Annotated in this window: 20 protein-coding genes; 11 read left to right on the top strand and 9 right to left on the bottom strand. The window is 63.3% G+C overall.

What is annotated here, in order from left to right:
- Positions 1 to 20: 20 nt before the first annotated feature.
- The 3 genes from UIB01_RS21055 to UIB01_RS21045 all read left to right on the top strand — a co-directional run bounded on the left by UIB01_RS21055 (position 21) and on the right by UIB01_RS21045 (position 4,174).
- A complete protein-coding gene (locus UIB01_RS21055; protein WP_038664907.1) occupies positions 21 to 2,168 on the top strand; it encodes an adenosylcobalamin-dependent ribonucleoside-diphosphate reductase in 2,148 nt (715 codons plus the stop codon).
- A 61-nt stretch (positions 2,169 to 2,229) separates the two neighbouring features.
- Positions 2,230 to 2,937 (top strand): TSCPD domain-containing protein, encoded by a 708-nt coding sequence (locus tag UIB01_RS21050; RefSeq protein ID WP_038664905.1) that lies wholly within the window; start codon positions 2,230 to 2,232, stop codon positions 2,935 to 2,937.
- A 364-nt stretch (positions 2,938 to 3,301) separates the two neighbouring features.
- Positions 3,302 to 4,174: a DMT family transporter gene (locus UIB01_RS21045; protein WP_038664902.1), complete on the top strand. Its 873-nt coding sequence runs from the start codon at positions 3,302 to 3,304 to the stop codon at positions 4,172 to 4,174.
- Positions 4,175 to 4,213: 39 nt separating this feature from the next.
- Here UIB01_RS21045 and ppnN read toward each other — a convergent pair whose 3' ends face one another.
- The 3 genes from ppnN to UIB01_RS21030 all read right to left on the bottom strand — a co-directional run bounded on the left by ppnN (position 4,214) and on the right by UIB01_RS21030 (position 7,089).
- The gene (ppnN, locus tag UIB01_RS21040) at positions 4,214 to 5,587 is read right to left on the bottom strand and encodes a nucleotide 5'-monophosphate nucleosidase PpnN (protein WP_038664899.1); all 1,374 of its coding nucleotides are present in this window, start codon (positions 5,585 to 5,587) and stop codon (positions 4,214 to 4,216) included.
- A 239-nt stretch (positions 5,588 to 5,826) separates the two neighbouring features.
- Positions 5,827 to 6,780, bottom strand: coding sequence for a homoserine kinase (locus UIB01_RS21035; protein WP_038664895.1), 954 nt, complete (start codon positions 6,778 to 6,780; stop codon positions 5,827 to 5,829).
- A 24-nt stretch (positions 6,781 to 6,804) separates the two neighbouring features.
- Positions 6,805 to 7,089, bottom strand: coding sequence for a DUF2782 domain-containing protein (locus UIB01_RS21030; RefSeq protein ID WP_003291686.1), 285 nt, complete (start codon positions 7,087 to 7,089; stop codon positions 6,805 to 6,807).
- 76 nt (positions 7,090 to 7,165) lie between these two features.
- On the opposite strand from UIB01_RS21030, the gene polA reads away from it, so the two are divergent.
- The 6 genes from polA (at position 7,166) to UIB01_RS21000 (ending at position 17,394) form a co-directional block, all read left to right on the top strand.
- Positions 7,166 to 9,910 (top strand): DNA polymerase I, encoded by a 2,745-nt coding sequence (polA, locus tag UIB01_RS21025; RefSeq protein ID WP_038664891.1) that lies wholly within the window; start codon positions 7,166 to 7,168, stop codon positions 9,908 to 9,910.
- A gap of 530 nt (positions 9,911 to 10,440) precedes the next feature.
- Positions 10,441 to 10,959, top strand: a complete 519-nt coding sequence (locus tag UIB01_RS21020; protein WP_003286458.1) for an Hcp family type VI secretion system effector — start codon at positions 10,441 to 10,443, stop codon at positions 10,957 to 10,959.
- 183 nt (positions 10,960 to 11,142) lie between these two features.
- Positions 11,143 to 13,197: a type VI secretion system Vgr family protein gene (locus tag UIB01_RS21015; protein ID WP_038664887.1), complete on the top strand. Its 2,055-nt coding sequence runs from the start codon at positions 11,143 to 11,145 to the stop codon at positions 13,195 to 13,197.
- Positions 13,194 to 13,769: a DUF4123 domain-containing protein gene (locus tag UIB01_RS21010; protein ID WP_230585271.1), complete on the top strand. Its 576-nt coding sequence runs from the start codon at positions 13,194 to 13,196 to the stop codon at positions 13,767 to 13,769. The genes UIB01_RS21015 and UIB01_RS21010 overlap by 4 nt, the downstream gene beginning before the upstream one ends.
- On the top strand, positions 13,766 to 16,447 hold the full coding sequence (locus UIB01_RS21005; protein ID WP_038664884.1) for a toxin VasX: 2,682 nt from the start codon (positions 13,766 to 13,768) through the stop codon (positions 16,445 to 16,447). Before UIB01_RS21010 ends, UIB01_RS21005 begins: the two co-directional genes overlap by 4 nt.
- Positions 16,438 to 17,394, top strand: coding sequence for a hypothetical protein (locus tag UIB01_RS21000; RefSeq protein WP_038664881.1), 957 nt, complete (start codon positions 16,438 to 16,440; stop codon positions 17,392 to 17,394). Before UIB01_RS21005 ends, UIB01_RS21000 begins: the two co-directional genes overlap by 10 nt.
- 90 nt (positions 17,395 to 17,484) lie before the next feature.
- Here the strand turns inward: UIB01_RS21000 and UIB01_RS20995 are convergent, their stop codons facing one another.
- The 6 genes from UIB01_RS20995 to UIB01_RS20970 form a co-directional block, all read right to left on the bottom strand.
- Complete coding sequence (locus UIB01_RS20995; RefSeq protein WP_038664878.1) at positions 17,485 to 19,440, bottom strand: DUF7844 domain-containing protein; 1,956 nt, start codon at positions 19,438 to 19,440, stop codon at positions 17,485 to 17,487.
- Positions 19,437 to 19,757 carry a DUF2388 domain-containing protein gene (locus UIB01_RS20990; protein ID WP_038664875.1) on the bottom strand — a complete coding sequence of 107 codons (321 nt, stop codon included), beginning with the start codon at positions 19,755 to 19,757 and terminating at the stop codon, positions 19,437 to 19,439. The genes UIB01_RS20995 and UIB01_RS20990 overlap by 4 nt, the downstream gene beginning before the upstream one ends.
- A 42-nt stretch (positions 19,758 to 19,799) precedes the next feature.
- Positions 19,800 to 20,096, bottom strand: a complete 297-nt coding sequence (locus tag UIB01_RS20985) for a DUF2388 domain-containing protein (RefSeq protein ID WP_038664872.1) — start codon at positions 20,094 to 20,096, stop codon at positions 19,800 to 19,802.
- Positions 20,097 to 20,204: 108 nt separating this feature from the next.
- Positions 20,205 to 20,522, bottom strand: coding sequence for a DUF2388 domain-containing protein (locus UIB01_RS20980; protein ID WP_038664869.1), 318 nt, complete (start codon positions 20,520 to 20,522; stop codon positions 20,205 to 20,207).
- A gap of 111 nt (positions 20,523 to 20,633) precedes the next feature.
- Positions 20,634 to 20,834 carry a DUF1127 domain-containing protein gene (locus UIB01_RS20975; protein WP_038664866.1) on the bottom strand — a complete coding sequence of 67 codons (201 nt, stop codon included), beginning with the start codon at positions 20,832 to 20,834 and terminating at the stop codon, positions 20,634 to 20,636.
- Positions 20,835 to 20,998: 164 nt separating this feature from the next.
- A complete protein-coding gene (locus tag UIB01_RS20970; protein WP_038664863.1) occupies positions 20,999 to 21,799 on the bottom strand; it encodes an AraC family transcriptional regulator in 801 nt (266 codons plus the stop codon).
- 88 nt (positions 21,800 to 21,887) lie between these two features.
- On the opposite strand from UIB01_RS20970, the gene UIB01_RS20965 reads away from it, so the two are divergent.
- Both UIB01_RS20965 and mdaB read left to right on the top strand, forming a co-directional pair.
- Entirely contained in the window at positions 21,888 to 22,877 is a 990-nt protein-coding gene (locus UIB01_RS20965) for a bile acid:sodium symporter family protein (RefSeq protein ID WP_038664860.1), read from the top strand.
- A 120-nt stretch (positions 22,878 to 22,997) separates the two neighbouring features.
- On the top strand, positions 22,998 to 23,588 hold the full coding sequence (mdaB, locus tag UIB01_RS20960) for an NADPH:quinone oxidoreductase MdaB (protein ID WP_038664857.1): 591 nt from the start codon (positions 22,998 to 23,000) through the stop codon (positions 23,586 to 23,588).
- Positions 23,589 to 23,590: the final 2 nt, after the last annotated feature.

The following is a 23,590-nucleotide window of genomic DNA, read 5'->3' as shown; positions in this document are numbered from 1 at the left end:
GGCACGAGGATGCGCAGCGCATGGCGAAGACGGACGGGCCCATCGCGGCAGACAGCAAGAGCACTTCCATCGCCCTGCAGGCGGCTTCCGAAGACATCTGGGCGCAGAAATACCGGCTCACCAGCAAGGACGGCGCCCCCATCGACGAGAGCGTCGATGACACCTGGCAGCGCGTCGCCCGAGCCCTGGCCCACGTCGAGCCGGCCAAGCAGCGCGAGCACTGGTACGAACGCTTCCTCTGGGCGCTGCGTAATGGCGCCATCCCGGCCGGGCGGATCATCTCCAACGCCGGCGCGCAGGATTACAAGCCGGCGACCTCGACCATCAACTGCACCGTCTCGGGTTCGATCACCGACTCGATGGACGACATTCTCGGCAAGGTCCACGAGGCCGGCCTGACGCTCAAGGCCGGCTGCGGCATCGGCTACGAGTTCAGCACCCTGCGTCCGCGCGGCTCCTTTGTCTCGGGTGCCGGCGCGCACACCAGCGGGCCGCTGTCGTTCATGGATATCTTCGACAAGATGTGCTTCACCGTCAGCTCCGCCGGCGGCCGCCGCGGCGCGCAGATGGGCACCTTTGATGTCGGCCATCCGGACGTGCGCGAGTTCATCCGCGCCAAGCGCGAAGACGGCCGGCTGCGCCAGTTCAACCTGAGCCTGTTGATCACCGACGAATTCATGCAGGCGGTGGAAGCTGATGGCGAGTGGCCGCTGATCTTCCCGGTACACGCCAAGGAAGCCGGCGAGCTCGACCTGGCAGACGCCGAGCATGTGCTCTGGCGCGAATGGCCGGTGCATGACGGCTACATCGTCCGTGACGACGGCCTGGTGGCCTGCAAGATCTACGGGCGAGTCAAGGCGCGGCATCTGTGGGACATGATCATGGTCTCCACCTACGATTATGCGGAGCCGGGCTTCATCCTCATCGATCGGGTCAACCAGCTGAACAACAACTGGTGGTGTGAAGCGATCCGCGCCACCAACCCCTGCGGTGAGCAGCCGCTGCCGCCGTACGGGTCGTGCCTGCTGGGCTCGATCAACCTGACCAACTTCGTCATCGACCCGTTTGGCGCCGATGCACGCTTCGACTGGGACAAGTACCGCGAAGTCGTGCGCGTCTTCACCCGCATGCTCGACAACGTGGTGGAGATCAACGGCTTGCCGCTGGAGCAGCAGCGCCACGAGATCGAAAGCAAGCGCCGCCACGGCATGGGCTTCCTTGGCCTCGGCTCGACGCTGACGCTACTCAAGCTGCGCTACGGCAGCCCGGAAGCCTGCGTGTTCACCGAAGAAGTCGCTCGCGAAATGGCGCTGGTCGGCTGGGAACAGGCGCTGGAGCTGTCCAAGGAGAAGGGCCCGGCACCGCTGCTGAGCCAGACCTTCGAAGTCACCGCCGAGATGCTGCGCAAGCGTCCGGAGATGGCCAAGGACGGCTACAAGGTCGGCGATCAGATCGCCGGTCGCGTGCTGCACGCCAAGTATTCGCGCTACATGCAGAAGATCGCCGAGTACGCGCCCGAGCTGATCGAGGCGCTGGCCGAGCAGGGCGCGCGCTTCACCCACCACAGCTCCATCGCCCCCACCGGCACTATCAGCCTGAGCCTGGCCAACAACGCCTCCAACGGCATCGAGCCGAGCTTCGCCCATCACTATTCGCGCAACCTGATCCGTCCGGGCCGCAAGGCCAAGGAGAAGATCGAGGTGTTCAGCTACGAGCTGCTGGCCTATCGCACGCTGATCAACGAGCGCGCCAAACCGGGCTCCGACGAACCGGGCGAGAAACTGCCGGACTACTTCATTACCGCCGATGATGTCAGCCCGACCCAGCACGTGGATATCCAGGCCGCCGCGCAGAAGTGGGTCGACTCGTCGATCTCCAAGACCGCCAACGTGCCAACCGATTACCCGTTCGAGGCGTTCAAGGACATCTACCGCTACGCCTGGCGCCAGGGCCTCAAGGGCTGCACCACCTTCCGCTTCAACCCGGCGGCGTTCCAGGGCGTGCTGGTCAAGGAAGCCGATCTTGAAAAGACCCTGTATCGCTTCACCCTCGAGGACGGCAGCGTGGTCGAGCTCAAGGGCAACCAGGAAGTCGAGTACGACGGCGAGGTGAACACCGCCGCCAACCTGTTCGACGCCCTCAAAGAAGGCTATTACGGCAAGTACTGAACCGGACTGCCAATCGTATAAGCGCCGGGCCATCGCTGCGCCCGGCAGGAGAATCTGCACAATGACCGTAAAGATCACCCAGCGCATCAAGGGCTTCAAGGTCGTCGACGAGACCCTCGAACGCCCCGCGGCCGCTGCGGCCAACACCGATAACAAGGCGAGCAAGGCCGTCAACGTAGTGGAAATGGACGAGAGCCTGCAGCGTCCGGAAACCCTCATCGGCATGACCTACAAGATCAAGTCGCCGCTGTTCGAGCACGCCCTGTACGTCACCGTGAATGACATCGTGCTCAACGCTGGCACCCCGCATGAGCAACGGCGGCCGTTTGAGATCTTCATCAATTCGAAGAACATGGACCACTTCCAGTGGATCGTTGCGCTTACCCGCATCATGTCCGCGGTGTTCCGCAAGGGCGGCGACTGCACTTTCCTCGTCGAGGAGCTGAAGGCGGTGTTCGACCCGCGCGGCGGCTATCTGAAGAAGGGTGGCGTCTACATGCCGTCGATCGTCGCCGAGATCGGCGCGGTGCTGGAGCGCCATCTGATCGCCATCGGCATGCTTGAGGGCCATGCGCTGGACGAAACCCAGCTCAAGTACCTGGCCGAAAAGCGCGCCGCCTACGAAGCCAGCCAGGGCGCGGTGGCTGTCGAGCCGGGCGAAGGCTTTCCGGCCGGCGCGCAGCTGTGCAACAAGTGCAACACCCAGGCTGTGGTGCAGATGGACGGCTGCGCTACTTGTCTGAACTGCGGCAACTCCAAGTGCGGCTAAACGGCTTGCACTGATTTCGCCTGCTGCTCGTCAGGCCCGCTTTACCCGGCGGGCCTGGCTCTGCTAGGTTGCGTTGCATCGTCGTCAAGACAACCTTCCGGGCCACGCTCCCATGTCCTTCCCTGCTCACAGCCTGTTCCCCATGAAGCCAGCCGATCTCGGCGCGGCCCGGCTGTGCGCAATCGCTCCACCTCCTTCTGTCGTTGCCGATCTGGCAATCGCGCCACCACCTCCACAGGCGGTTGCGCTGGGCTGATCCGCCCACACTTCGCAGCTCCGGTTTTCGCTTCCGATCCTTCCGGGTCGGTGCGCGCTCGCTTTCGGCGTTCGCTGGAGCCTGTTTGGCTTCGACAGGTAATCACTGATGACTTTCAACAAATCGTTATGGACGTCCTATGGCGTCATGACTGTGTTCGTATTGCTGTGGGGCAGTGCGGCCATCTTCACCCGCTGGGGACTGGACCACGCTACCCCCTTCGCCCTGCTGATCGTACGCTTTGCTCTGGCGCTGACTGCAGTTCTGCTTATCGGCCTCTACCGTAGGCGCTGGCGGCCGGCGCCTGGCACTGCTTGGCAGACGGCGGCGACCGGGCTGCTGATGATCGGCTGCTATTCGATCTGCTATTTCCAGGCCATGGCCCATGGCGTGACCCCAGGCGTGATCGCGACGCTGCTCGGCGTGCAGCCGATCCTCACCTTGCTGCTTCTCGAAAGGCGCTTCTCACCGCTGCGCCTGCTTGGATTGCTGGTGGCATTGGCCGGGCTGGCCGCGGTGGTCTTCCAGAGTCTGGTACTGGCGCGTTTCTCGCTCGCCGGGATGCTCTTCGCCCTCGGCGCGCTGCTGTGCATGACGGTGGGTGCGATCCTGCAGCAGCGCGTTCGCCAGAGTCCGGTGGAGGTGCTGCCGGCCCAGTACGGGATAAGCCTGCTGCTGTGCCTGGCATTCGTACCGCTCCAGCCAATCCGCCTGGAAGCGGTGACCGGCTTCATCATTCCGGTGCTGTGGCTGGGCCTGGTGATCTCGGTGGCGGCGCAGCTGCTGCTGTACCGCATGATCCAGACCGGTAATCTGGTCAATGTCACCAGCCTGTTCTACCTGGTGCCGGTGGTGACCGTGGGGATGGATTACCTGTTCCTCGGCAATCAGCTGTCGCGCGTCGGACTGCTCGGGATGGGCGCGATTCTGCTGGGGCTGGCGCTGGTGTTCAGGGCCGCGCCGCAGCCGCATCGCGGATGAACAAAGGCCGGGCGGTTGCCGCCCGGCCTTTCGGCAGCTTCAGCTGACCACGCGGTAGCACGGCGTGTAGGGCACGCCGCCGGGCAGCTTCATGCGGTGCTGCTCGACGAAGGCCTGCAGCAGCTTGTCCAGCGGCTGCATGATCGCCGCGTCGCCGTGGATCTCGTAACGGCCGTATTGCTCGATGCGGCGGATGCCCTTGTCCTTGACGTTGCCGGCGACGATGCCGGAGAACGCGCGGCGCAGGTTGGCAGCCAGCTCGTGTGGCGGCAGATCGCGGCGCAGCGGCAGGCTGGCCATGGCTTCATGGGTCGGATCGAAGGGGCGCTGGAAGCCTTCCTCGATCTTCAGCAGCCAGTTGAAGTGGAAGGCATCGTTGCGCTCGCGGCGGAAGCGACGGACTTCGCGCAGCCCCTCGGTCATCTGTCGGGCCACTTCGGTGGGGTCGTTGAAGACGATTTGGTAGCGCTTCTGCGCTTCTTCGCCAAGGGTCGCGCCGACGAAATCGTGCAGCTGCTGCAGATAGTCTGCGGCATCGCTCGGGCCGGTGAGGATGACCGGGAAGGGCACGTCGCAATTGGCCGGGTGCAGCAGGATGCCGAGCAGGTAGAGGAATTCCTCGGCCGTGCCGACGCCGCCGGGAAAGATGATGATGCCGTGACCGACGCGGACGAAGGCCTCCAGGCGTTTCTCGATGTCCGGCAGGATGACCAGCTCGTTGACGATCGGGTTCGGTGCCTCGGCGGCGATGATGCCGGGCTCGGTCAAGCCCAGATAGCGGCTGCCGTTGCGGCGCTGCTTGGCATGGGCGATGGTGGCGCCCTTCATCGGCCCCTTCATCACACCCGGGCCGCAGCCGGTACAGACATCCAGGCTGCGCAGGCCCAGTTCATGGCCGACGCGCTTGCTGTACTTGTATTCCTCAGTGCTGATCGAGTGACCGCCCCAGCACACCACCATGTTCGGCTCGATGCCTGGGCGCAGCGTGCGGGCGTTGCGCAGCAGGTGGAACACATAGTCGGTGATGCCGTGGGAGGTGCTCAGGTCGATGCGTGCGCTGCTCAGTTCGCTTTCGGTATAGACGATATCGCGCAGGGCACTGAAGAGCATCTCGCGGGTGCTGGCGATCATCTCGCCATCGACGAAGGCATCGGCCGGCGCGTTGAACAGCTCCAGGCGTACGCCGCGATCCTGCTGCAGGATGCGCACCTCGAAGTCCTCGTAAGCTTCGAGAATGGTCTTGGCGTTATCGATTCGCGTGCCGGTGTTGAGGATCGCCAGGGCACACTGGCGGAACAGCTTGTGCGTGCTGCCGGAACCGACTTCGCTCAGTTGCTGTACTTCGCGTTGCGAGAGGGTTTCCAGGCTGCCTTTGGGGCTAACCGAGGCGTTGATTACGTTGCGTTGGGTCATTCGTCGTTCCCTGAAATACCGCCGTTTCGGCCGCATTGCGATGGTGAGCCCGCGGGGGGAAACCCCGGGGCTGCCGGTTCAAGGCGTGTCGAAGACGCTGGCTTCGCAAGAGCTCGTGAACGCGGCAGGGTAAAGGTGCGCCATCTTACCTGCCATCGTGGAACGCAGGCTGGCGCTCGATCGTGCATTGCATCCGCGGGTGGCCGGCAGCGTTCGCTCTGGCCGCAGGGCCGCGGCTGTCAGAATGCAAAAGGTAAGACACTCTGCGGGTGCTGGCGTGCGGAGAGCAGCCGATGAAATTCGCCGGGATCTTTCACCTGCACGTCCGTCTTGCCTTCGTGACGCTGCGCCGCGATCAGCCGGGATAGCCAGAAGCGCACGCAGGCCACGCGCAGCATCGGCTGCCAGAGTTCGGCTTCGGCCGGGGTGAAGCGGCGCAGTGCGGAGTAGGCCGCCAGCAAGGGTTCGCTGCGTTCACCGTCGATCTCGCCATTGGGGTGCGAGCACCAGTCGTTCACGGCGATAGCCAGGTCGTAGAGCATCGGCCCGGAGCAGGCGTTGTAGAAGTCGATCACGCCGGTCAGGTGGCTGCCTTCGAAGAGCACGTTGTCGCGGAACAGATCGGCATGCAGGTTGGCGCGGGGCAGGGCGAGCAGTTTCGGCCGTAGCTCGGCGATTTCCGCCAGGCCATCGCGCAACAACGGCAGCTGGTCTTCGGGCAGACTCAGTGCCAGGCTTGGCCCCTGTTCCTGCATCCAGTCCAGGCCGCGGTCGCTGGCGCGCTCGAGGATGTGTTCGCGGGTGGCCAGGTGCAGCCGCGCCAGCAGCCGGCCGACTTCGGCGCATTGGTGTGGATTGGGCTCCACCACATGCTTGCCCGGCAGGCGCGGTTGCAGCAACGCGGGCTTCTCCGCCAGTTCGCGCAGTGCGTCGCCATCCTCGCTGCGCAGCGCGTAGGGCACCGGCAGGCCGGCGCGGTGCAGCACGTCGAGCAGCTCGATGAAGAACGGCAGATCCTGGCGCGGACCGCGCTCGATCAGGGTCAGGACGTATTCGCCCTGTTCGAGGCTGACGAAAAAATTGCTGTTCTCGCTGCCTGCGACGATGCCCTGAAAGTCGCGCAGCCGGCCGAGCCGGTACGGCGCCAGAAAGGCCTCCAGTTCATCGCGCTGCAGGGGCGTGAATACCGACATGCTGTCCTCCCGGCGGTTGATGGCTTACCAGCTGAAGATCTTCCAGGAGGGGATCAGCATGTCCGGCTGGTCGGAACGGACGAAGTTGCCGTCGTTGCCGTCTGCGCGCACCAGGAAGTACGGTTTGCCATGCTTCGGCGTGACTTTCACGGCGTAGAGGAAGCCGTTGACGCGGTATTCCTCGACGGTACGGTCGCCCTCCTGACGGATGGTTACGTCGGGCTCGCCGTCGACCGATTCCTGGGCGAAACCGGCCAGGGGAGCGCACGCCAGCAGGCTGGCCAGCATCAGGTGTTTGAGAGCGCGCATGGTAACCTTGTCCCTTTGTCGATAAGTGGTCCTTGGCATTCTAGCTCCGGGCCCGCCGAAAAGGTTGATTCCGCTCATGAGCCAAGCTCCCCTCATCCTGGTGGACGGTTCGTCCTACCTCTATCGCGCCTTTCATGCCCTGCCTCCATTGACCACCTCCACCGGCAAGCCGACCGGCGCGGTCAAGGGCGTGCTGAACATGCTGCTCAGCCTGCGCAGGCAGTATCCGGACAGCCCGTTCGCCGTGGTTTTCGACGCCAAGGGGCCGACCTTTCGCGACGCGCTGTTCGAGAACTACAAGTCGCACCGCCCGCCGATGCCGGATGATCTGCGCTCGCAGGTCGAGCCGCTGCATGCCAGCGTCCGTGCCCTCGGCATGCCGCTGCTGTGCGTGGAAGGGGTCGAGGCCGACGACGTCATCGGCACCCTGGCCCGGCAGTGCGCGGCGCTGGGCCGTGATGTGGTGATCTCCACCGGCGACAAGGACATGGCCCAGCTGGTCTGCCCCCACGTCACCCTAGTCAACACCATGACCGGCAGCGTCTATGACACCGAAGGCGTGAAGACCAAGTTCGGCGTTGGCCCGGAGCTGATCATCGATTTCCTCGCGCTGATGGGCGACAAGGTCGACAACATTCCTGGCGTGCCAGGCGTCGGTGAAAAGACTGCCTGTGGCCTGCTCAACGGCATCCCGGGCGGCCTCAAGGGGCTTTACGACAACCTCGACCAGGTCGCCGGCCTGCCGATCCGCGGCGCCAAGTCACTGGGCGCCAAGCTCGCCGAACACCGCGACGCCGCCTTCATGTCCTACGAGCTGGCGACCATCAAGATCGACGTGCCGCTGGACGTCGAGGTCGGCGACCTGATGCCCGGCGAGCCGCACCGCGAAGCGCTGATCGCGCTGTACCGCGAACTGGAATTCAAGAACTGGCTGGACGACCTGCTGCGCGAGGCCAAGGCCGCGGGCGAGAACTGCGAGGTGCAGCCCGAAGGTTGCTCGATCCAGGCCGAGGCACAGTACGAAACACTCCTTGAGCAGGCCGATTTCGAGCGTTGGTTGGATCGACTGAAGACAGCCGAATGCTTCGCCTTCGATACCGAAACCACCAGCATCGATGCCCAGCGCGCCGAGCTGGTTGGCGTGTCGTTCGCCGTCGAGCCGGGCCAGGCGGCCTATGTGCCGCTGCGTCATTCCTACATGGGCGTGCCGCAGCAGCTTGAGCTGGATGCCGTCCTCGCCGTGCTCAAGCCGTTGCTGGAGGATCCGGCGAAGACCAAGATCTGCCAGCACGGCAAATACGACATGAACGTGCTGATGCATTACGGCATCGAGATGCGCGGCATGACCTTCGACACCATGCTCGAGTCCTATGTGCTGGACGCCACCGCCACCCGCCACGACATGGACAGCCTGGCGCTCAAGTACCTCGGCCGCGGCACCATCCGTTTTGAGGACATCGCCGGCAAGGGCGCCAAGCAGCTGACCTTCGACCAGATCGCCATCGAGCAGGCCGGCCCCTACGCCGCCGAGGACGCCGATGTCACCCTGCGCCTGCACCAGACGTTGCTTGGCAAGCTGGAACAGACGCCATCGCTGCTCAGGGTGTTGACCGAGATCGAGATGCCGCTGGTGCCGGTGCTGGCGCGCATCGAGCGCAACGGCGCGCTGGTCGATGCTCAGCTGCTCGGCCAGCAGAGCGTCGAGCTGGGCGACAAGCTGGTGCAACTGGAACGCGAGGCGTTCGAGATCGCCGGTGAGGAATTCAACCTCGGCTCGCCCAAGCAGCTCTGCGCGATCCTCTATGACAAGCTCGGTTGCCCGGTGATTTCCAAGACCGCCGGCGGCCAGCCGTCCACCGCGGAAAGCGTGCTGGCCGAACTGGCCGAGCAGGATTACCCGCTGCCGAAGGTGATCATGCAGCATCGCAGCTTGAGCAAGCTCAAGGGCACCTACACCGACAAGCTGCCGCAGCAGATCAATCCGCGCACCGGGCGCATTCACACCAGCTACCACCAGGCGGTGACCGCCACCGGGCGGCTGTCCTCCTCGGACCCGAACCTGCAGAACATCCCGATCCGCACCGCCGAGGGCCGGCGCATTCGCCAGGCCTTCGTCGCAGCGCCGGGCTACAAGCTGCTGGCGGCGGACTACTCGCAGATCGAGCTGCGCATCATGGCGCATCTGGCGCAGGACGCCGGCCTCTTGCATGCCTTCCAGAACGACCTGGACGTGCACCGCGCCACCGCTGCCGAGGTGTTCGGCGTGCCGCTGGAGCAGGTCAGCAATGACCAGCGCCGCAGTGCCAAGGCGATCAACTTCGGCCTGATCTATGGCATGAGCGCGTTTGGCCTGGCCAAGCAGATCGACGTCGGCCGCAAGGAAGCGCAGGAGTACATCGACCGCTATTTCGCCCGCTACCCCGGCGTGCTCGCCTATATGGAGCGCACCCGCACCCAGGCCGCCGAGCAGGGCTATGTCGAAACGCTGTTCGGCCGGCGCCTATACCTGCCCGAGATCAATTCGAAGAACGGCGCCATGCGCAAGGGCGCCGAGCGCACCGCGATCAACGCGCCGATGCAGGGCACCGCAGCGGACATCATCAAGCGCGCCATGATCGCCGTGGACGGCTGGCTGCAGGACAGCGGGCTGGACACGCGGGTGATCCTGCAGGTCCACGATGAATTGGTGCTGGAAGTGCGCGAAGACCTGGTCGAGCAGGTCCGCGAAGCCATCTGCCCGCTGATGAGCGGTGCCGCCCAGCTGGACGTGCCGCTGCTGGTCGAAGCGGGCGTTGGCAACAACTGGGACGAGGCGCACTGACCGGGCTGCCGAAAAATGTCGCTAGTCGACGAAATTTTTTTCGCCCGAGTTGAACTTCCGCTGCAACCATCCGGTCAGAGCATGCGAAGGGTGTAAAAGCCCTTTGATGCTCCTTGTTGTGTTAAGTGTTGGCAGATCTCTGGACCCCGCCCTAGCGGTCCGGATTTGGACCTCGAACTTCCCCCTCCCCCAATGAAGTTCGAGGTTTTTTTTGCCTGCAGAAAAGTGGCGTGGGCGCCGCGACAGCGACAATGACCTGCGCAGTTTCTTGCGCAGGCGTTCTGTGGATAACCTTGTGGGTAAGCTGTTCGCAGTGCGATCAGCCGCGAGTTGCGGCAGTGTTGCGCAACTTGTTGCCGCGGCTGCGCAGGAACTTGCGCAGCTTTCTGTGTTAGCGATCACTTCTGCTAGTCGGGCTGCATGCTGTTAATTTCATATCTATTTGAAAAATAAGAGGTTTTCTTATCTGGCACGCTGCTTGTTGTTATGAGATGGCCATTCGGCACTCATATCAGACAAGGAGAGCACCCATGCCAACACCCGCGTATCTGTCCCTCGAAGGCACCAAGCAAGGCCTGATCACCGCCGGCACCTTCACCGAGGACTCGGTTGGCAACATCTTCCAGGAAGGCCATGAGGACCAGATCCTGGTGCAGGCCTTTCAGCATCAGGTCATCATCCCGCGTGACCCGCAGTCCGGCCAGCCGACAGGCCAGCGTGTGCACAAGCCACTGATGATTACCAAGGTGTTCGACAAGTCGTCGCCGCTGATCTTCAACGCCCTGACTTCCGGCGAGCGCCTGAACAAGTGCCGTCTGGAGTGGTACCGCACCTCGTCCACCGGCACCCAGGAACACTACTTCACCATCGAGTTGGAAGATGCGGTGATCGTCGATGTGCAGTCGCGCATGCCCAACTGCCAGGACCCGAACATGTCCCATTTCACTCATCTGGAAGACGTGTACTTCACCTACCGCAAGATCGTCTGGACCCACGAGGTTTCCGGCACCTCCGGCTCCGACGACTGGCGCACCCCGATCGCCGGCTGATTCGCCGCGGTCCCGCTTCGGCCAGGCTCGCCTGGCCGAACGCTTTTTGCGAAGCACTGAACATATTCCGCCATCGTCACTCTGGAATGCGCGAGCCATGCGTTCTAGAGCGGCCGGCCTGTGTTACACGGGGCTCCGCAAGCGCCCATGCGCTGATACATGGACTGAACAGGAGGAACATGGATGTTCGCCCCAGCCAACCAGGCCCACTTCACACTTTCCCTCGAAGGCATCGAGCACGACTTCAAGGTGCTCGAATTCCGGGGCCGTGAAGCCATCAGCCAGCCCTATCGCTTCGACCTGGAACTGGTCAGCGAGCGCCCCGACCTGGATCTGGAAAGCCTGCTGCATCGCCCGGCCTTTCTTGCCTTCGCGCCGGATGGCAGCGGCATCCACGGGCTGGTGCATCAGGCCGCCCAGGGTGAATCCGGCCAGCGCCTGACCCGCTACTGTCTCACGCTCGTGCCGCAGTTGGCCTACCTTACCCATCGCACCAACCAGCGCATCTTCCAGCACCTGACGGTGCCGCAGATCATCGCCCGGGTGCTCGAGGAACACGGCATCCAGGCCGATGCCTACCGTTTCCAGCTCGGCCCGGTGATCTACCCGCCGCGCGAATACTGCGTGCAGTACGACGAATCGGACCTGCACTTCATCCAGCGCCTGTGCGAGGAAGAGGGCATTCACTATCACTTCAGGCACAGCGCGGCCGGTCATGCCCTGGTCTTCGGCGATGACCAGACCGTCTTCCCCAGGCTCGCTGCCACCGCCTATCAGCAGGACAGCGGACTGGTCGCCGACCAGCCGGTGATCAAGCGCTTCGGCCTGCGTCTGGAAACCCGCCCCAGCCGCGTTATGCGCCGCGACTACGATTTTGAGAAGCCACGCCTGAGCATGGAGGCCGCTTTCCACAGCGACTTCCAGCCCGCTCTCGAGGACTATGACTACCCCGGCCGCTTCACCGAGCGCGCCCGCGGCAAGCACCTGTCGCAACGCGCCCTGGAACGCCATCGCCACGACTACGAGCTGGCCGAAGGCGAAAGCGATCAGCCGCGGCTGGCGAGCGGGCACTTCCTCCCGCTCACCGAACACACGCGCAGCGACTGGAACCAGCTCTGGCTACTTACCGAAGTGCTGCACGAAGGCAAGCAGCCGCAGGTGTTGGAGGAGTCCGTCACCAGTCCTGTCGATAGCGGTGACGGCTTCGTCCAGGGCTACCGCAACCGCTTCAGCGCCACGCCCTGGGATATCCCTTTCCGCCCGACGCTTTGCCATCCGAAACCGAAGGTGCTCGGCAGCCAGACCGCCGTGGTCACCGGCCCCGTCGGCGAAGAAATCCACTGCGACGAGTACGGCCGCGTAAAAGTCCAGTTCCACTGGGACCGCGAAGCCCAGGCCGATGACAAGACCAGTTGCTGGCTGCGCGTCAGCTCCAGCTGGGCCGGCGACCGCTACGGCGGCATCGCCATCCCGCGGGTCGGCATGGAAGTGCTGGTGACCTTCCTCGAAGGCGATCCCGATCAACCGCTGGTGACCGGCTGCCTGTACCACAAGGAGCATCAGGTCCCCTACGACCTGCCGGCGGACAAGACCCGCACGGTGTTCAAGACCCTGAGCAGCCCGGGTGGTGGCGGCTACAACGAACTGCGCATCGAAGACCGTAAGGGCGCCGAACAGATCTACCTCCACGCCCAGCGCGACTGGGACGAGAGCATCGAGCACGACCAGAAGATCCGCGTCGGCCACGAGCGCCACGACACCGTCGAAGCCAACAGCTACAGCGAATTCCGCGCCGAAGAACACCGCACCACCCACGCCGACCGCAAGACAGAAATCCGCGCCAACGACCACCTCACCGTGGGCAACAGCCAGCACCTGAAGATCGGCACCGGCCAGTTCATCGAGGCGGGTAATGAAATCCACCTTTCCAGCGGCCTCAAAGTGGTGCTCGAAGCCGGCAGCGAGCTGACCTTCAAGGCTGGTGGCAGTTTTATCAAACTCGATGCCAGCGGCATCACCATGGTCGGGCCTTTGATCAGGATGAACTCGGGTGGAAGTCCGGGAAAGGGATCGGCCGCGGCGCCGATATTGCCGGGGCAGGTGAAGGCAGCGGATGCAGATATGCCGGGAATTCCACTGGAAGCCCTGATAAAACAAAACATGCTGTTTCGCAGCACCCGAGCTGGCGTATGTGAAGTGTGCGAAGCCGCTAAGGCATCAAAGGGAGATAAGGCATGAGCGCCCCAATGCCCAATGGAAACGGTGCCATTCTGCTCGACGGAGCTCGTTACGAGAGTGCGACGGCGTGGCTTTATCAGTGCTTCCCTAGCCATCAACCAAGACCGTTATTGCTCGGTACGGCCTATGAACCCATAGCGGACGCTGGCCCGATTTTGCTGGATGCTCCGGTTGGCAGCATGGCCTATGACGCCTGGCGACACGGAACCGAAATCAAGGATGGTCTCTGGCTGGAAAGCGATGCTTCGATGGACGATCTGCAGCACATACTGCAGCGCCGCCTGCGCATCTTTACCCCAGAACATCGCGAACTCTGGCTACGCCTGGGTGACGCCCGGCCTCTGTATCAGGCATGGCAGCGCGAAGGGCAATGGCCGGTGGGATTCTGGCACCGTATCTCACGCATCTGGCTTCATCACGAAGGCACAATCTTCTGTGCCTGGCAAAACGAACAGCCCGAGAAAGAAGGCGCGCCAGCCGAATTAGATCTCGCCGCGCAAATGACGCTCGACTGGCGACTGCTGGAAGCACTTGCCGAACAGGACGACACGGCACAGGAGGCTCTTCTATGACTGCCCAAACTCCCGCCCCATCCAGCTTGACGGTCGCTGGATGCCCCCTGCTCAGTGCTGTACTCCCGCTACGCTATGCGCTCGGCCCGACCCTGACAGTGGATACCAGCGCCTATGGCTTGCCAGCTGTACAGGGAGACTTTCCTGCAATAGGCGATTACTTCGAGCCACTCAAGGGCCGTCCGCTGAACTACACCGCCCGCCTGTTACGCGATGGCTGGCTGTACGTCTGGCAGAGCGGCCTAAAACAATTGGTCGAATACCGTGTCAGCGCGGCCGTTTTTACCCAAACAGCTCGCGGCGGCAAAGTCATCGACGGGCGTAGCCTGCCCTATTTACTCCTTCCCGCTGCAACACCGGCCATGCTGGCGTGGTCGCCTCGCCAGTGGAGCGATAGCCAGTTCAAATCAGCCAAGGGAAAAGAGGATGTACGTCAGCGCGTGATGCGCACCATCACCCCTGGAGCAGCACCTTTCAGCGGTCAAGCCCGCACGATTCACGAACGTATCGGCGACTACATGGACGCCAACTGGTATGGCTGGAGTTGCGAGCCCTCTACCAGTCACCGCCCGGCATGGCCAAAGCTGCTCGACGACATGCAGCGCTGCGAGCAACAAGCCTATGCCTTGATCGACGACCCGTGGGGCGTACTGCTGGATCTGGCCAAGCTGCTTCGCGCTCGTCAGCAGGCGTTCAAAGTCACCCGGGAAGTGCACGGTGAAGATTGGGCAATGGCAGGCGTGCTCAAATCTCTGGCAGAAGGCGACCCGCAAATCGGCGGCCAACTGCGCAGCATCACTGATTACCGCCTGCTACAAACTACCTGGCAGCAGCAAACGCAAGAGGAGGAAGAATACAGCGCCGATGTGCGCCGCCTCAGCGAGCTCTGGTCAGCCTGGCTAAATACCCTAGCGCAGCGCGGCCCTGCCAGCCTAGATACTGCCTGTGGCCATTTCGACATCACCCAACCGGATCCACGTGCAGAGTTGGAACTCCACTTCGCTGCAGCCTGCCTCGGCCCGGCGACAACAGGTCCCGGAGCCAAGGCCATAACCGATGCTCTGACACTCCAGCAGCAAGAGGGCAAACCATGGTTGGTTTGGGCGTTACTGGGTTTGGGCAAACGCCTCGGTGTCGGCGAAATCAATTCCCTGGTAGGGCTGGCTGACGGCGCAAGAGACAACGGCGCAAGCGCGCTGAGCGAAGCACACAAACTGGCGCAATTGCTGAACCAGGCAGCCGATAAACTGGGCCGACATATTCTGGGTTCGCCACTGGAAGCCCTGTTCACAGCGCTCGCTCCCATCGTCGGCTTGGGCCTGCAGAAAGCCGACAACGGCTCCAAGGCCGCCGGGCGCCTCTACCTCGCCGCAGCTCTGGCGCGAAGCCAGCAGCGCCTGGCTATCGAGGCCGTCAGCCAGCGGCAACTCGGCGAATGGATGAGCGATCTGATGGGCACACGCCCTAACCTGCCAGCCCGTCTAAAACCCACACAACTCAGTGTTGCAGTCAGCGAGGCACTGCCGTTCTTCCGCCTGCTACCAGCCAAGGACTTGCCGCCCTTGCCTACATCCATGGCGCCGGATGTAAACCTCAAGGGAATGCTTGATCTTGGCAAAAGGACACTAGAAAAAGCCCCCATCAAGTGCCTGGTAGCACTTGTGGCGGGGGTGAATTTTGTTTGGGCAGGCAAAGAGTTTTATCAGGAGCGGAATATCAAACGCTTCATAAACGCAATGGGTAGCGCGTTCGGTATTTCTTCTGCTGTTTTCGCAACCCTACAAAAAGTTGCTGAAGTCGACTGGGAAACAGCAGTCAAGCTCAATGGGGCCACGCACATCGCTTCGCAGAAAGCTTTGGCTGATGCACTGGGCGTAGGCGCTAAAGCATCGATCCTACAATCGGTGACCTCTGGCTTCGACGTATTGGTCTATGGCATCGAAGCGCTAGAGAGCTACCAAGCAGGCGACTTGGACACCACAGCCATCAATGTCGGGTTGACCCTGGCCTCCGCCGCCAACTTGCGCCTTTACGTGCAGAGCTTCCGAGCCATACGTGCCGCACGCGCCGCAGTCATCGCTGGCGAGGCTGCCGTCATAGGCCGCGGCGTTAGCGTGGCGCCACACCTGGCCGCCCGCGCTCTGGGGTGGACCATCCTGATCGTCGGCGGAGTAATTGCTCGCCAATATACTCAGGACACACCTCTTGAAACCTGGGTTAAACGTACCCGATTCGGCACCCGGCCTGCCGACTGGTCGAACAGTTACGAAAAGTCTATGACCGAGTTTTACAAGGTAGTATTCCCCATCAGTTTCGAGGCTTACCGTCTCAACGAATTGAATCCATATCGTGGCATGCAAACCACCACCTACGTCTTGCTAAGGCTGCCAGGCAAGAGTGCGCTGACTGATGACATGATCCATTTCAAAGGGCACGAAACCTGGGGCAGCTTCTTCGGCTTGGGCGGCACACGCAAGGCCGTGGAATGGAGCGGGAAGGACTTCGATCACCACGGCGGCACACGGGTCAAACCCGAACCTGGCGTGGCTGTCTACCGCCGCGTTTATCACGAAGAGAACGGTGACAAGCTCGACGCCATTCGCGGTGAGCTGAGCTATTCACCCGTCGAGGGACTGACTCTCCCCCCCATAGAAATCAAGGAGCTTGCATGGCTGTAAGTGACCTAATCCAGCAAGCCCGTAATCGCTTCGGGCAGGCCCCGAATTTGCTGTTGCGCGCCAATGAACCCACTGGTGAAAAGCCTTGGGAGATGTTCGTTACCGATGAACATACCGAGCATTACCTAGCACTGAAGCCCGGCGGGGATACTGATCGAGGAATGCTCACCGGGGCAGTAGGAGGAACCGGCGGATTAGTGATGATTATGTTCTCCTTGGTATTCGCATTACAGGGAGATATTAGTGATGCACTTTTTACACTCTTATTGACCATCAGTATTGTCCTACCAGTCTTCTTATGGGAAACCCGCCGTCCACTCCCCTTACCGATACTCTTCAACCGCCGCACCCGAGAAGTCTATTTCGATCACAACGGCAAGCTGTACCACAGCCCCTGGGACAGTATACAGGCGCTGGCAGGCGAGTTCGTTATGGTTGGTCCACATACCGGGGGTATGCGAAATGCCTCACTGGAAATCCTCGTACGCCGCCTCGGTGAGCCCGATACTGCCTTGCTGGTAAGCCTCGGTTTACCAATGGGTAAAACTCTTCAAATGCAGAAGGGTTTTTGGGAATGGCTACGTGCCTATATGGACAATGGTCCTTGGTTCGATGAAGACGGCCAGCACAGCGCGTCCGACGCCTACGTCAAGAAAATGCTTTCTGCCCATACCAACCCCACCGGGTTTCTTGCCTACCGGCGGCAAAGGATTGCCGAGAAAAAAGAAGCCAACGAGGGCAAGAACTACTTGGAATGGACGGATGCGGTACTTTACTTGGGACACTTGCTCTTCTTTCCGATGAACTGGTTGCAGGAGTTCACATACAACATTGCCAAGCGGCGTTCCCGTAACCGCTGGCCACAGATCGTCACCGAACGTCTGCAACCCAATGGCCCGACTACACGTTTGCTCGACCTGGAGCGAGAGCGGGGATTGGACGTGTGAGTCAACCCTCGTACCCGACGCAAGAGGTAGGTGTCCGATTACTGCAATTGAGTTATTTGGCTAATCGGATTACTACCGAAACGTAACTTGTCACGGCAACTCCAACCCACCCCCAGCCTTATGCAGTCCACGCAGATGCTCGCCGATCTGCGCCAGGTTCACTTCGATCGCTTCGAGCTCCTCCCGCCGCTCGTCCCCCAGCAGCACGCGCACTTCCTGGTCCAGCTCTTCGCTCAGTTGATTCAGGCGCAGCTGGCGTTGTTCGCTTTCGCGTTCCAGGCGGGTCCATTCGCTGGGCTGTGGCAGGCCGTAGCCTTGGCCGTCGAGCAGTTCGGCGGGGCGGCTGAGGTAGCCGCTGTTGGCGAGGATTTCCTGCAGGGCGCCGTCGGCTTTGTTCAACGTGGCATCCCGACCGCGGCCGCCGAGGTAGCGGTTCTTCAGTTCGTCCTGGGCGAGGAGTAGCTGGCGGCGCAGCGCGGCCTGTTCGACTAGCAGCAGGGCGGCAGAGGCGCGCAGGTCGGCGTGGTCGATCCATGGCTGGCGCTCGACGGCGTCGAGTTCCAGCCACTGTTCCACGCTTTCCTGCGGCAGACCCAGGCGTTCCTTGAGCACGGCGAACATGGCCTGGTAGCGGTCGCGGTAGGAGTCGAAGTGGTAGCCCAGGCGCAGCGCCTCGCGGGGATCGTCGAGCACGCTGGCGTCGGCCAGGCCGCGGTGGATCAGCACTTCCAGCAGCCCGTTGGGCATGATGCTGTCCAGTGCGACCAGATCGCTGCGCGCCGTGCCGCTGCGCAGCAGTTTCAGGGTTTCCACCGCGCAGTTGTTGGACAGGAAATAGTAGTCGCCGTCGTAGCTCCAGTGCAGTTCGGCACTGCGCTCGACCAGTGCGCGAATCTCCTCGCGCTGCAGTTTCAGCGGCACCGAAGCCAGCCCGCGCAGCTCCACCTTGGTGTATTCGTCGATCACCTGGCCCAACGGCAGGATGAACAGGCGAGAGGGATAGACGCCGGTGAGGCCGTCCCAACTCGACAGCTGCACATCGTCGACGAAGGCGCGGAAAGACAATACCAGGTGGTGATCCAGATCCAGCCGGCAATCGGGACCGGGTTCGCGTCCGGGGGCGCAGATCACCAGGCGCAGCATGCTGTGGCCCCAGCGGCTGACCCAGGCATCGTTTGCTTCGGCGAACAGGTAGTCGACCTCGTAGACGCGCGACGGATCGAGGCTCAGCAGTGGCGTGCGGCCGAACTCGCGACCAGCATTCAGGAATGGGTAGTCCTCGGTGCAATCGGCAGCGGTATCCGGTGCCCAGCCGAAGTGTTCGCTGAAGTAGCGGTGCAGGGACGGGCGCCGGCAGGCGTAGCTGGGGTCGAGCAGGAAGTACTCGAGGTTCACCGCGACGAATTCCAGCGGGCTGGTCAGCTCGTACGGATCTGGGCTGCGTGCAAGGTGGGCGTTGTCCTGTTCGCGCAGGCCGCGCTTGCCGACCCGTTGCGGCCAGCCGGCCAGATCGAGCAGGCGCGGCTCATCGCTGAGGGTGAAGCGGCGGTCGATCTGTCCCCGGCAGTGATCCGGCAGGCCGACCTGCCCGAGGTGGCTGGCGCGCTGACGGCACTGGCCCTGCAGCAGGTGCTGACTGGGCGACCACAGGCGCGCGCGGTCATAGAGATGCGCCACTTCGTGAATGACGGTGGCGAGCAGCTCGCGGCGCACCGTCCCGTGGGGGCGATTGGTCTTCTGCTCGGCAGCGCTGCCGTCGGTAAGCGCCGGCAGCAGGCGGCGGTTGAGCTCCAGGCGCTTGCCGCCGGCGCGGCCATAGGCCTGGTCCGGCAGGTTGTCGCGCCATTGCACGCGCACCTCGCGATCGAGACTCTGCACCAGGCGCGGGGGCAGGGCGGCCATGGCTTCGTCCAGCAGCGCCTGGCTGGCGGCGCGTTGCTCGGCGTTCAGCGTGCGTGAGTCGAGAACCAGGCGCAGCTCGGCATGAGCCGCGATGCTGGCCAGGCTCAGGCAGCTCGCCAGCAGCCACGCACCGAGGCGGGTCACAGGGCGAGGATGGCTTCGGCCAGTTGCAGGTCGCTGGCATTGCGCGCTGCGGGGAATTCGCTGCGCAGGGTGCCGATCGCGGCCTCCAGATGGGCACCGCGGATTTCGCCAGCGCTGGCGACGAAGCTGGCGGCGTCTTCACGCGCTTCGACGACGACCTTCATGTCACTGATGCGGCTGGTGACATCGGAGGTGAAGTTGATGCTGCGGTCCAGCGCGCGTACCACGATGTTGCTGGTGGCGACGAGGGTCTGCGCCTGGGCTGTGCCCGCGGCAATGGCCAGCGCCAGCGGGGCGGCGAGCAAAAGCTTGTGCATGGATGAATTTCTCACGGGTCGGGGCACCGGCAGCCGGTGCGATTATTGGACGAGGATCGCTTCGGCCAGTTCCAGGTCGCTGGCGGCGAGCTCCGGGTGTTCCTGGCGCAGCCGCGCCATGGCCGCCTGCAGGCGAGCCGCTGCGAGCTGGCCTTCGCTGGCGACGAAGCCGGCCGCGTCGTCGCGGGCCTCGGCGATCAGCTTGTTGTCGAAGGGGGCGCTGGTCAGTTGGCTGCTGACGTAGCTGGTCTGCACGACGCCTGCGGTGGTGACATCGAGGGCGTACGCTGAGCCGGCGGTGAAAGCGATAAGCAGAATGGCGATGGAAAACGAACGCATGTGAACCCTGTTGCCGAGTAAAACGGCGCCAAGGCTAGCGAAACACCTGCTGCAGAGCCAGTGCCCGGTTGCATCCGCAGGTTTCGGCAGCGTCCGCTGCCAGGCTCATCAAAGGGCGAGTATCGCCTCGGCCAGCTGCAGGTCGCTGGCCTGCAATTGTGGTTGCTGGCTGCGAATGTGCTGCAGCGCCGCCTCGAGATGGGCGCCGCGCAGATCACCACGGCTGGCAACGAAGCGCGCGGCATCGTCACGGGCGTCGAGCACCAGCTTGTCGTCGCGCAGGGACGAGGTGAGGTCCGAGGTGGCATCCACGGTATTGATCAGGCCGCCGACCACCATGTCGGTGGTGGCGGTGAAACTGGCTGCCGAGGCAGCGCCGCTCAGCAGCAGGCCGGCAGCGAAGAAGGGGAGCAGGATTCGGGACATGGCAGATCTCCAGTGATGAGGCTCTAGACCGCGCCATGGGTGCGTCGTTCCCGATGCTGCGGCCTTGCAGCACGCAGCATAGGCTCGAATGAGTAGGCGCGGAAGGACGCCTCAGCGCCAGAACGGCTTGTCCAGTTCCGCCGCGCGGTCGCTATGGCTGATGCCGACATCCGCCAGCTGGCGGTCGTCAAGTTGCGCCAGTTGCTGCCGGGTACGGTAGTTGCGCTGCCAGCGCTGCAACACTTGCAGCAGCTGTAGCCAGTTGCGGCGGGCGCGGGTGGCGACGTACGGACGAGACAGCGTGCGGTCCATGCCGCGCTCCTTCCCGGTGTGACCGGGTACGGGTTATGGGAGTACAGGATCGCGCGCGTCAGCCAAGTGCAACAGCCACAGGGATTCTCGATTGTGCCGGTGCAGTTCCAGAATGGATGAAACTGTATTGGTCGCGAATGCGCCAACTGTTTTGGCTGCTGTTCCTATCGGCCCGGTGTGCGCGCCAGAGCGCCCGGTGTGGTGCCGAACTGTTGGCCGAAGGCCGCGATGAACGCCGAGGTGGATTCGTAGCCGCAGGCCAGCGCGACGTCGGTTACCGGCTGGCCCTGCTCCAGCAGAGGGAGCGCGCTGAGCAGGCGCAGGCGCTGGCGCCAGGCGCGGAAGCTGAGGCCGGTGTCACGCTGGTACTGGCGCGTCAGCGTTTTCTCCGAGACCTGCAGGCGCTCACTCCATTGCTTAAGGCTGAGCGGAAGATCGGGTTGCTCATAGAGCGCTTCGCACAGCTGACGAAGCCGGGCATCCCCGGGCCAGGGCAGGGAATAGCCAATTGCCGGCGCCGCCCGCAGCTGGTCCAGCAGCACCGCTGCCAGGCGGCCTTCGGCACCTTGCTCGTCATACTCCGCCGGCAGCGCGCCAAAGGCGCGGATCAGCTCGCGCAGCAGTGGGCTGACTGCGAGCACCTGGCAATGCTCGGGCGCCCAGGCCACGGCGCGCTGGTCGATGTACAGGCTGCGCATCTCGGTCTGCGGCGAGCTGATCACCTCGTGCAGCAGGCCCGGCGGAATCAGGATGGCGCGCTGCGGCGGAGCGAGGAAGCGCCCGCGCTCGGTATGCACGCGCAACACGCCGCTGATGGCGTAGGACAGCTGCGCCCAGGGGTGGCTGTGGCGGGGTGTGATGGTCCGTTCGGCGAGGGATTCGCTGCGGGCGAACAGCGGTCGGGGCAGCGCATCCATGACCGGAATGCTGCGTTGGGCGAGGCTGGCCTGTCCTTTTCTCGACATTTGTGTGGCTGATAGCGTTAGTCGGATGTTCGCGCCGACAGTAGACTCCTGAGCCATTCGCTGCAAGCCACACGCATCAGGAGCGCCCATGGCCAGACCCCGCCTGCTACCGGACAATTTCACCCTCGCCCTGCTCGGCGCGGTGGCCATTGCCACGCTGCTGCCGGCGCGCGGGCAGGGCGTGGTGGTGTTCGAGTGGATCACCAACCTGGCCATCGGCCTGCTGTTCTTCATGCACGGCGCCAAGCTGTCCGGCACTGCGATCCTCGCCGGCATGGGCCATTGGCGCCTGCATCTGCTTGTATTCAGCTGCACCTTCGTGCTGTTCCCGCTGCTCGGCCTGGCGTTGCGTCCGGTGCTGACGCCGATGATCGGGCCGGAGCTGTATCTCGGGATCCTCTATCTCTGCGCCCTGCCGGCCACGGTGCAGTCGGCCATCGCCTTCACCTCCCTGGCGCGCGGCAATATCCCGGCGGCGGTATGCAGCGCGGCGGCTTCCAGCCTGATCGGCATCTTCCTCACGCCGCTGCTGGTACTGCTGCTGATGGGCGCGCAGGGCGAAGGCGGCTCGACGCTGGATGCTATCGGCAAGATCGTCGTGCAGCTGCTGCTGCCGTTCATCGCCGGACAGATCGCGCGGCGCTGGATTGGCGACTGGGTGGCGCGCAACAAGGGCTGGCTAAAGAACGTCGACCAGAGCTCTATCCTGCTGGTGGTCTACACCGCGTTCAGCCATGCGGTGGTCGAGGGCATCTGGCAGCAGGTGCCGCTGCCGCAGCTGCTGGGGCTGGTGCTGGCCTGCTGTCTGCTACTCGCGTTGGCCCTGCTGATCACCTGGCTGGCGGCGCGCTGGCTGGGCTTCGACCTGGAGGACCGCATCACCATTCTCTTCGCCGGCTCGAAGAAGAGCCTGGCCACCGGCATCCCCATGGCGCAGGTGCTGTTCGCCGGCGGTGCGCTGGGCACGCTGATCCTGCCGTTGATGCTGTTCCACCAGATTCAGCTGATGGTCTGCGCGGTACTGGCGCAGCGCTATGCGTCGCGACCAGAAACAACAGCGGTCGCAAAAGCGAGCTGACTCGAAGCCAATCAGCGGCGGATTCGTGACTGCAGCGCAAAGATCATTTGCCCGTTACGGTCTGGGAGCGGTGCGCAGGGGTGGCTAAGCTGCGCGCCATTCTGTTGCTGAGGCATTCCCATGAAGAAGATTCTGCTACTCAACGGCGGCAAGGCCTTCGCCCACTCGGCCGGCCAGTACAACGCCACGCTGCATCAGGCAGCCAACGAAACTTTGACGGCGGCCGGCTTCGAGGTCCGTACCACCGAGATCGATGCTGGCTACGACGTGCAGCAGGAGGTGGAGAAAATCCTCTGGGCCGATGCGCTGATCTATCAGATGCCCGGCTGGTGGATGGGCGCACCCTGGACGGTGAAGAAGTACCTCGACGAGGTGTTCACCGCCGGCCACGGCAGCCTCTACGCCAACGACGGCCGCACCCGCTCCGACGCCTCGCAGAAATACGGCAGCGGCGGTCTGTTGCAGGGCAAGCGCTACATGATTTCCGCGACCTGGAACGCGCCACAGCAGGCCTTTGACGATCCCAGTGATTTCTTCGCCGGCAAGGGCGTGGATGCGGTCTACCTGCCGTTCCACAAGGCCAACGAGTTTCTCGGCCTGCAGGGTCTGCCGACCTTCCTCTGTGTAGACGTGATGAAGCGGCCGCAGGTCGAGGCGGATGTCGAGCGCTATCGCCGGCACTTGGGTGAGGTGTTCGGCTTCAGCGTCTGACC

The organism is Stutzerimonas decontaminans, assembly GCF_000661915.1.
In the GTDB taxonomy this organism is placed as follows: Bacteria; Pseudomonadota; Gammaproteobacteria; order Pseudomonadales; family Pseudomonadaceae; genus Stutzerimonas; species Stutzerimonas decontaminans.
This window is presented reverse-complemented; position numbering and strand designations above follow the sequence as displayed.

What these genes read in the sequence shown, in the direction of transcription:
- UIB01_RS21055 (WP_038664907.1), top strand. Translation starts at nt 21, where the DNA reads ATGGCGAAGACGGACGGGCCCATCGCGGCAGACAGCAAGAGCACTTCC.
- UIB01_RS21050 (WP_038664905.1), top strand. Translation starts at nt 2,230, where the DNA reads ATGACCGTAAAGATCACCCAGCGCATCAAGGGCTTCAAGGTCGTCGAC.
- UIB01_RS21045 (WP_038664902.1), top strand. Translation starts at nt 3,302, where the DNA reads ATGACTTTCAACAAATCGTTATGGACGTCCTATGGCGTCATGACTGTG.
- ppnN (WP_038664899.1), bottom strand. Translation starts at nt 5,587, where the DNA reads ATGACCCAACGCAACGTAATCAACGCCTCGGTTAGCCCCAAAGGCAGC.
- UIB01_RS21035 (WP_038664895.1), bottom strand. Translation starts at nt 6,780, where the DNA reads ATGTCGGTATTCACGCCCCTGCAGCGCGATGAACTGGAGGCCTTTCTG.
- UIB01_RS21030 (WP_003291686.1), bottom strand. Translation starts at nt 7,089, where the DNA reads ATGCGCGCTCTCAAACACCTGATGCTGGCCAGCCTGCTGGCGTGCGCT.
- polA (WP_038664891.1), top strand. Translation starts at nt 7,166, where the DNA reads ATGAGCCAAGCTCCCCTCATCCTGGTGGACGGTTCGTCCTACCTCTAT.
- UIB01_RS21020 (WP_003286458.1), top strand. Translation starts at nt 10,441, where the DNA reads ATGCCAACACCCGCGTATCTGTCCCTCGAAGGCACCAAGCAAGGCCTG.
- UIB01_RS21015 (WP_038664887.1), top strand. Translation starts at nt 11,143, where the DNA reads ATGTTCGCCCCAGCCAACCAGGCCCACTTCACACTTTCCCTCGAAGGC.
- UIB01_RS21010 (WP_230585271.1), top strand. Translation starts at nt 13,194, where the DNA reads ATGAGCGCCCCAATGCCCAATGGAAACGGTGCCATTCTGCTCGACGGA.
- UIB01_RS21005 (WP_038664884.1), top strand. Translation starts at nt 13,766, where the DNA reads ATGACTGCCCAAACTCCCGCCCCATCCAGCTTGACGGTCGCTGGATGC.
- UIB01_RS21000 (WP_038664881.1), top strand. Translation starts at nt 16,438, where the DNA reads ATGGCTGTAAGTGACCTAATCCAGCAAGCCCGTAATCGCTTCGGGCAG.
- UIB01_RS20990 (WP_038664875.1), bottom strand. Translation starts at nt 19,757, where the DNA reads ATGCACAAGCTTTTGCTCGCCGCCCCGCTGGCGCTGGCCATTGCCGCG.
- UIB01_RS20985 (WP_038664872.1), bottom strand. Translation starts at nt 20,096, where the DNA reads ATGCGTTCGTTTTCCATCGCCATTCTGCTTATCGCTTTCACCGCCGGC.
- UIB01_RS20980 (WP_038664869.1), bottom strand. Translation starts at nt 20,522, where the DNA reads ATGTCCCGAATCCTGCTCCCCTTCTTCGCTGCCGGCCTGCTGCTGAGC.
- UIB01_RS20975 (WP_038664866.1), bottom strand. Translation starts at nt 20,834, where the DNA reads ATGGACCGCACGCTGTCTCGTCCGTACGTCGCCACCCGCGCCCGCCGC.
- UIB01_RS20970 (WP_038664863.1), bottom strand. Translation starts at nt 21,799, where the DNA reads ATGTCGAGAAAAGGACAGGCCAGCCTCGCCCAACGCAGCATTCCGGTC.
- UIB01_RS20965 (WP_038664860.1), top strand. Translation starts at nt 21,888, where the DNA reads ATGGCCAGACCCCGCCTGCTACCGGACAATTTCACCCTCGCCCTGCTC.
- mdaB (WP_038664857.1), top strand. Translation starts at nt 22,998, where the DNA reads ATGAAGAAGATTCTGCTACTCAACGGCGGCAAGGCCTTCGCCCACTCG.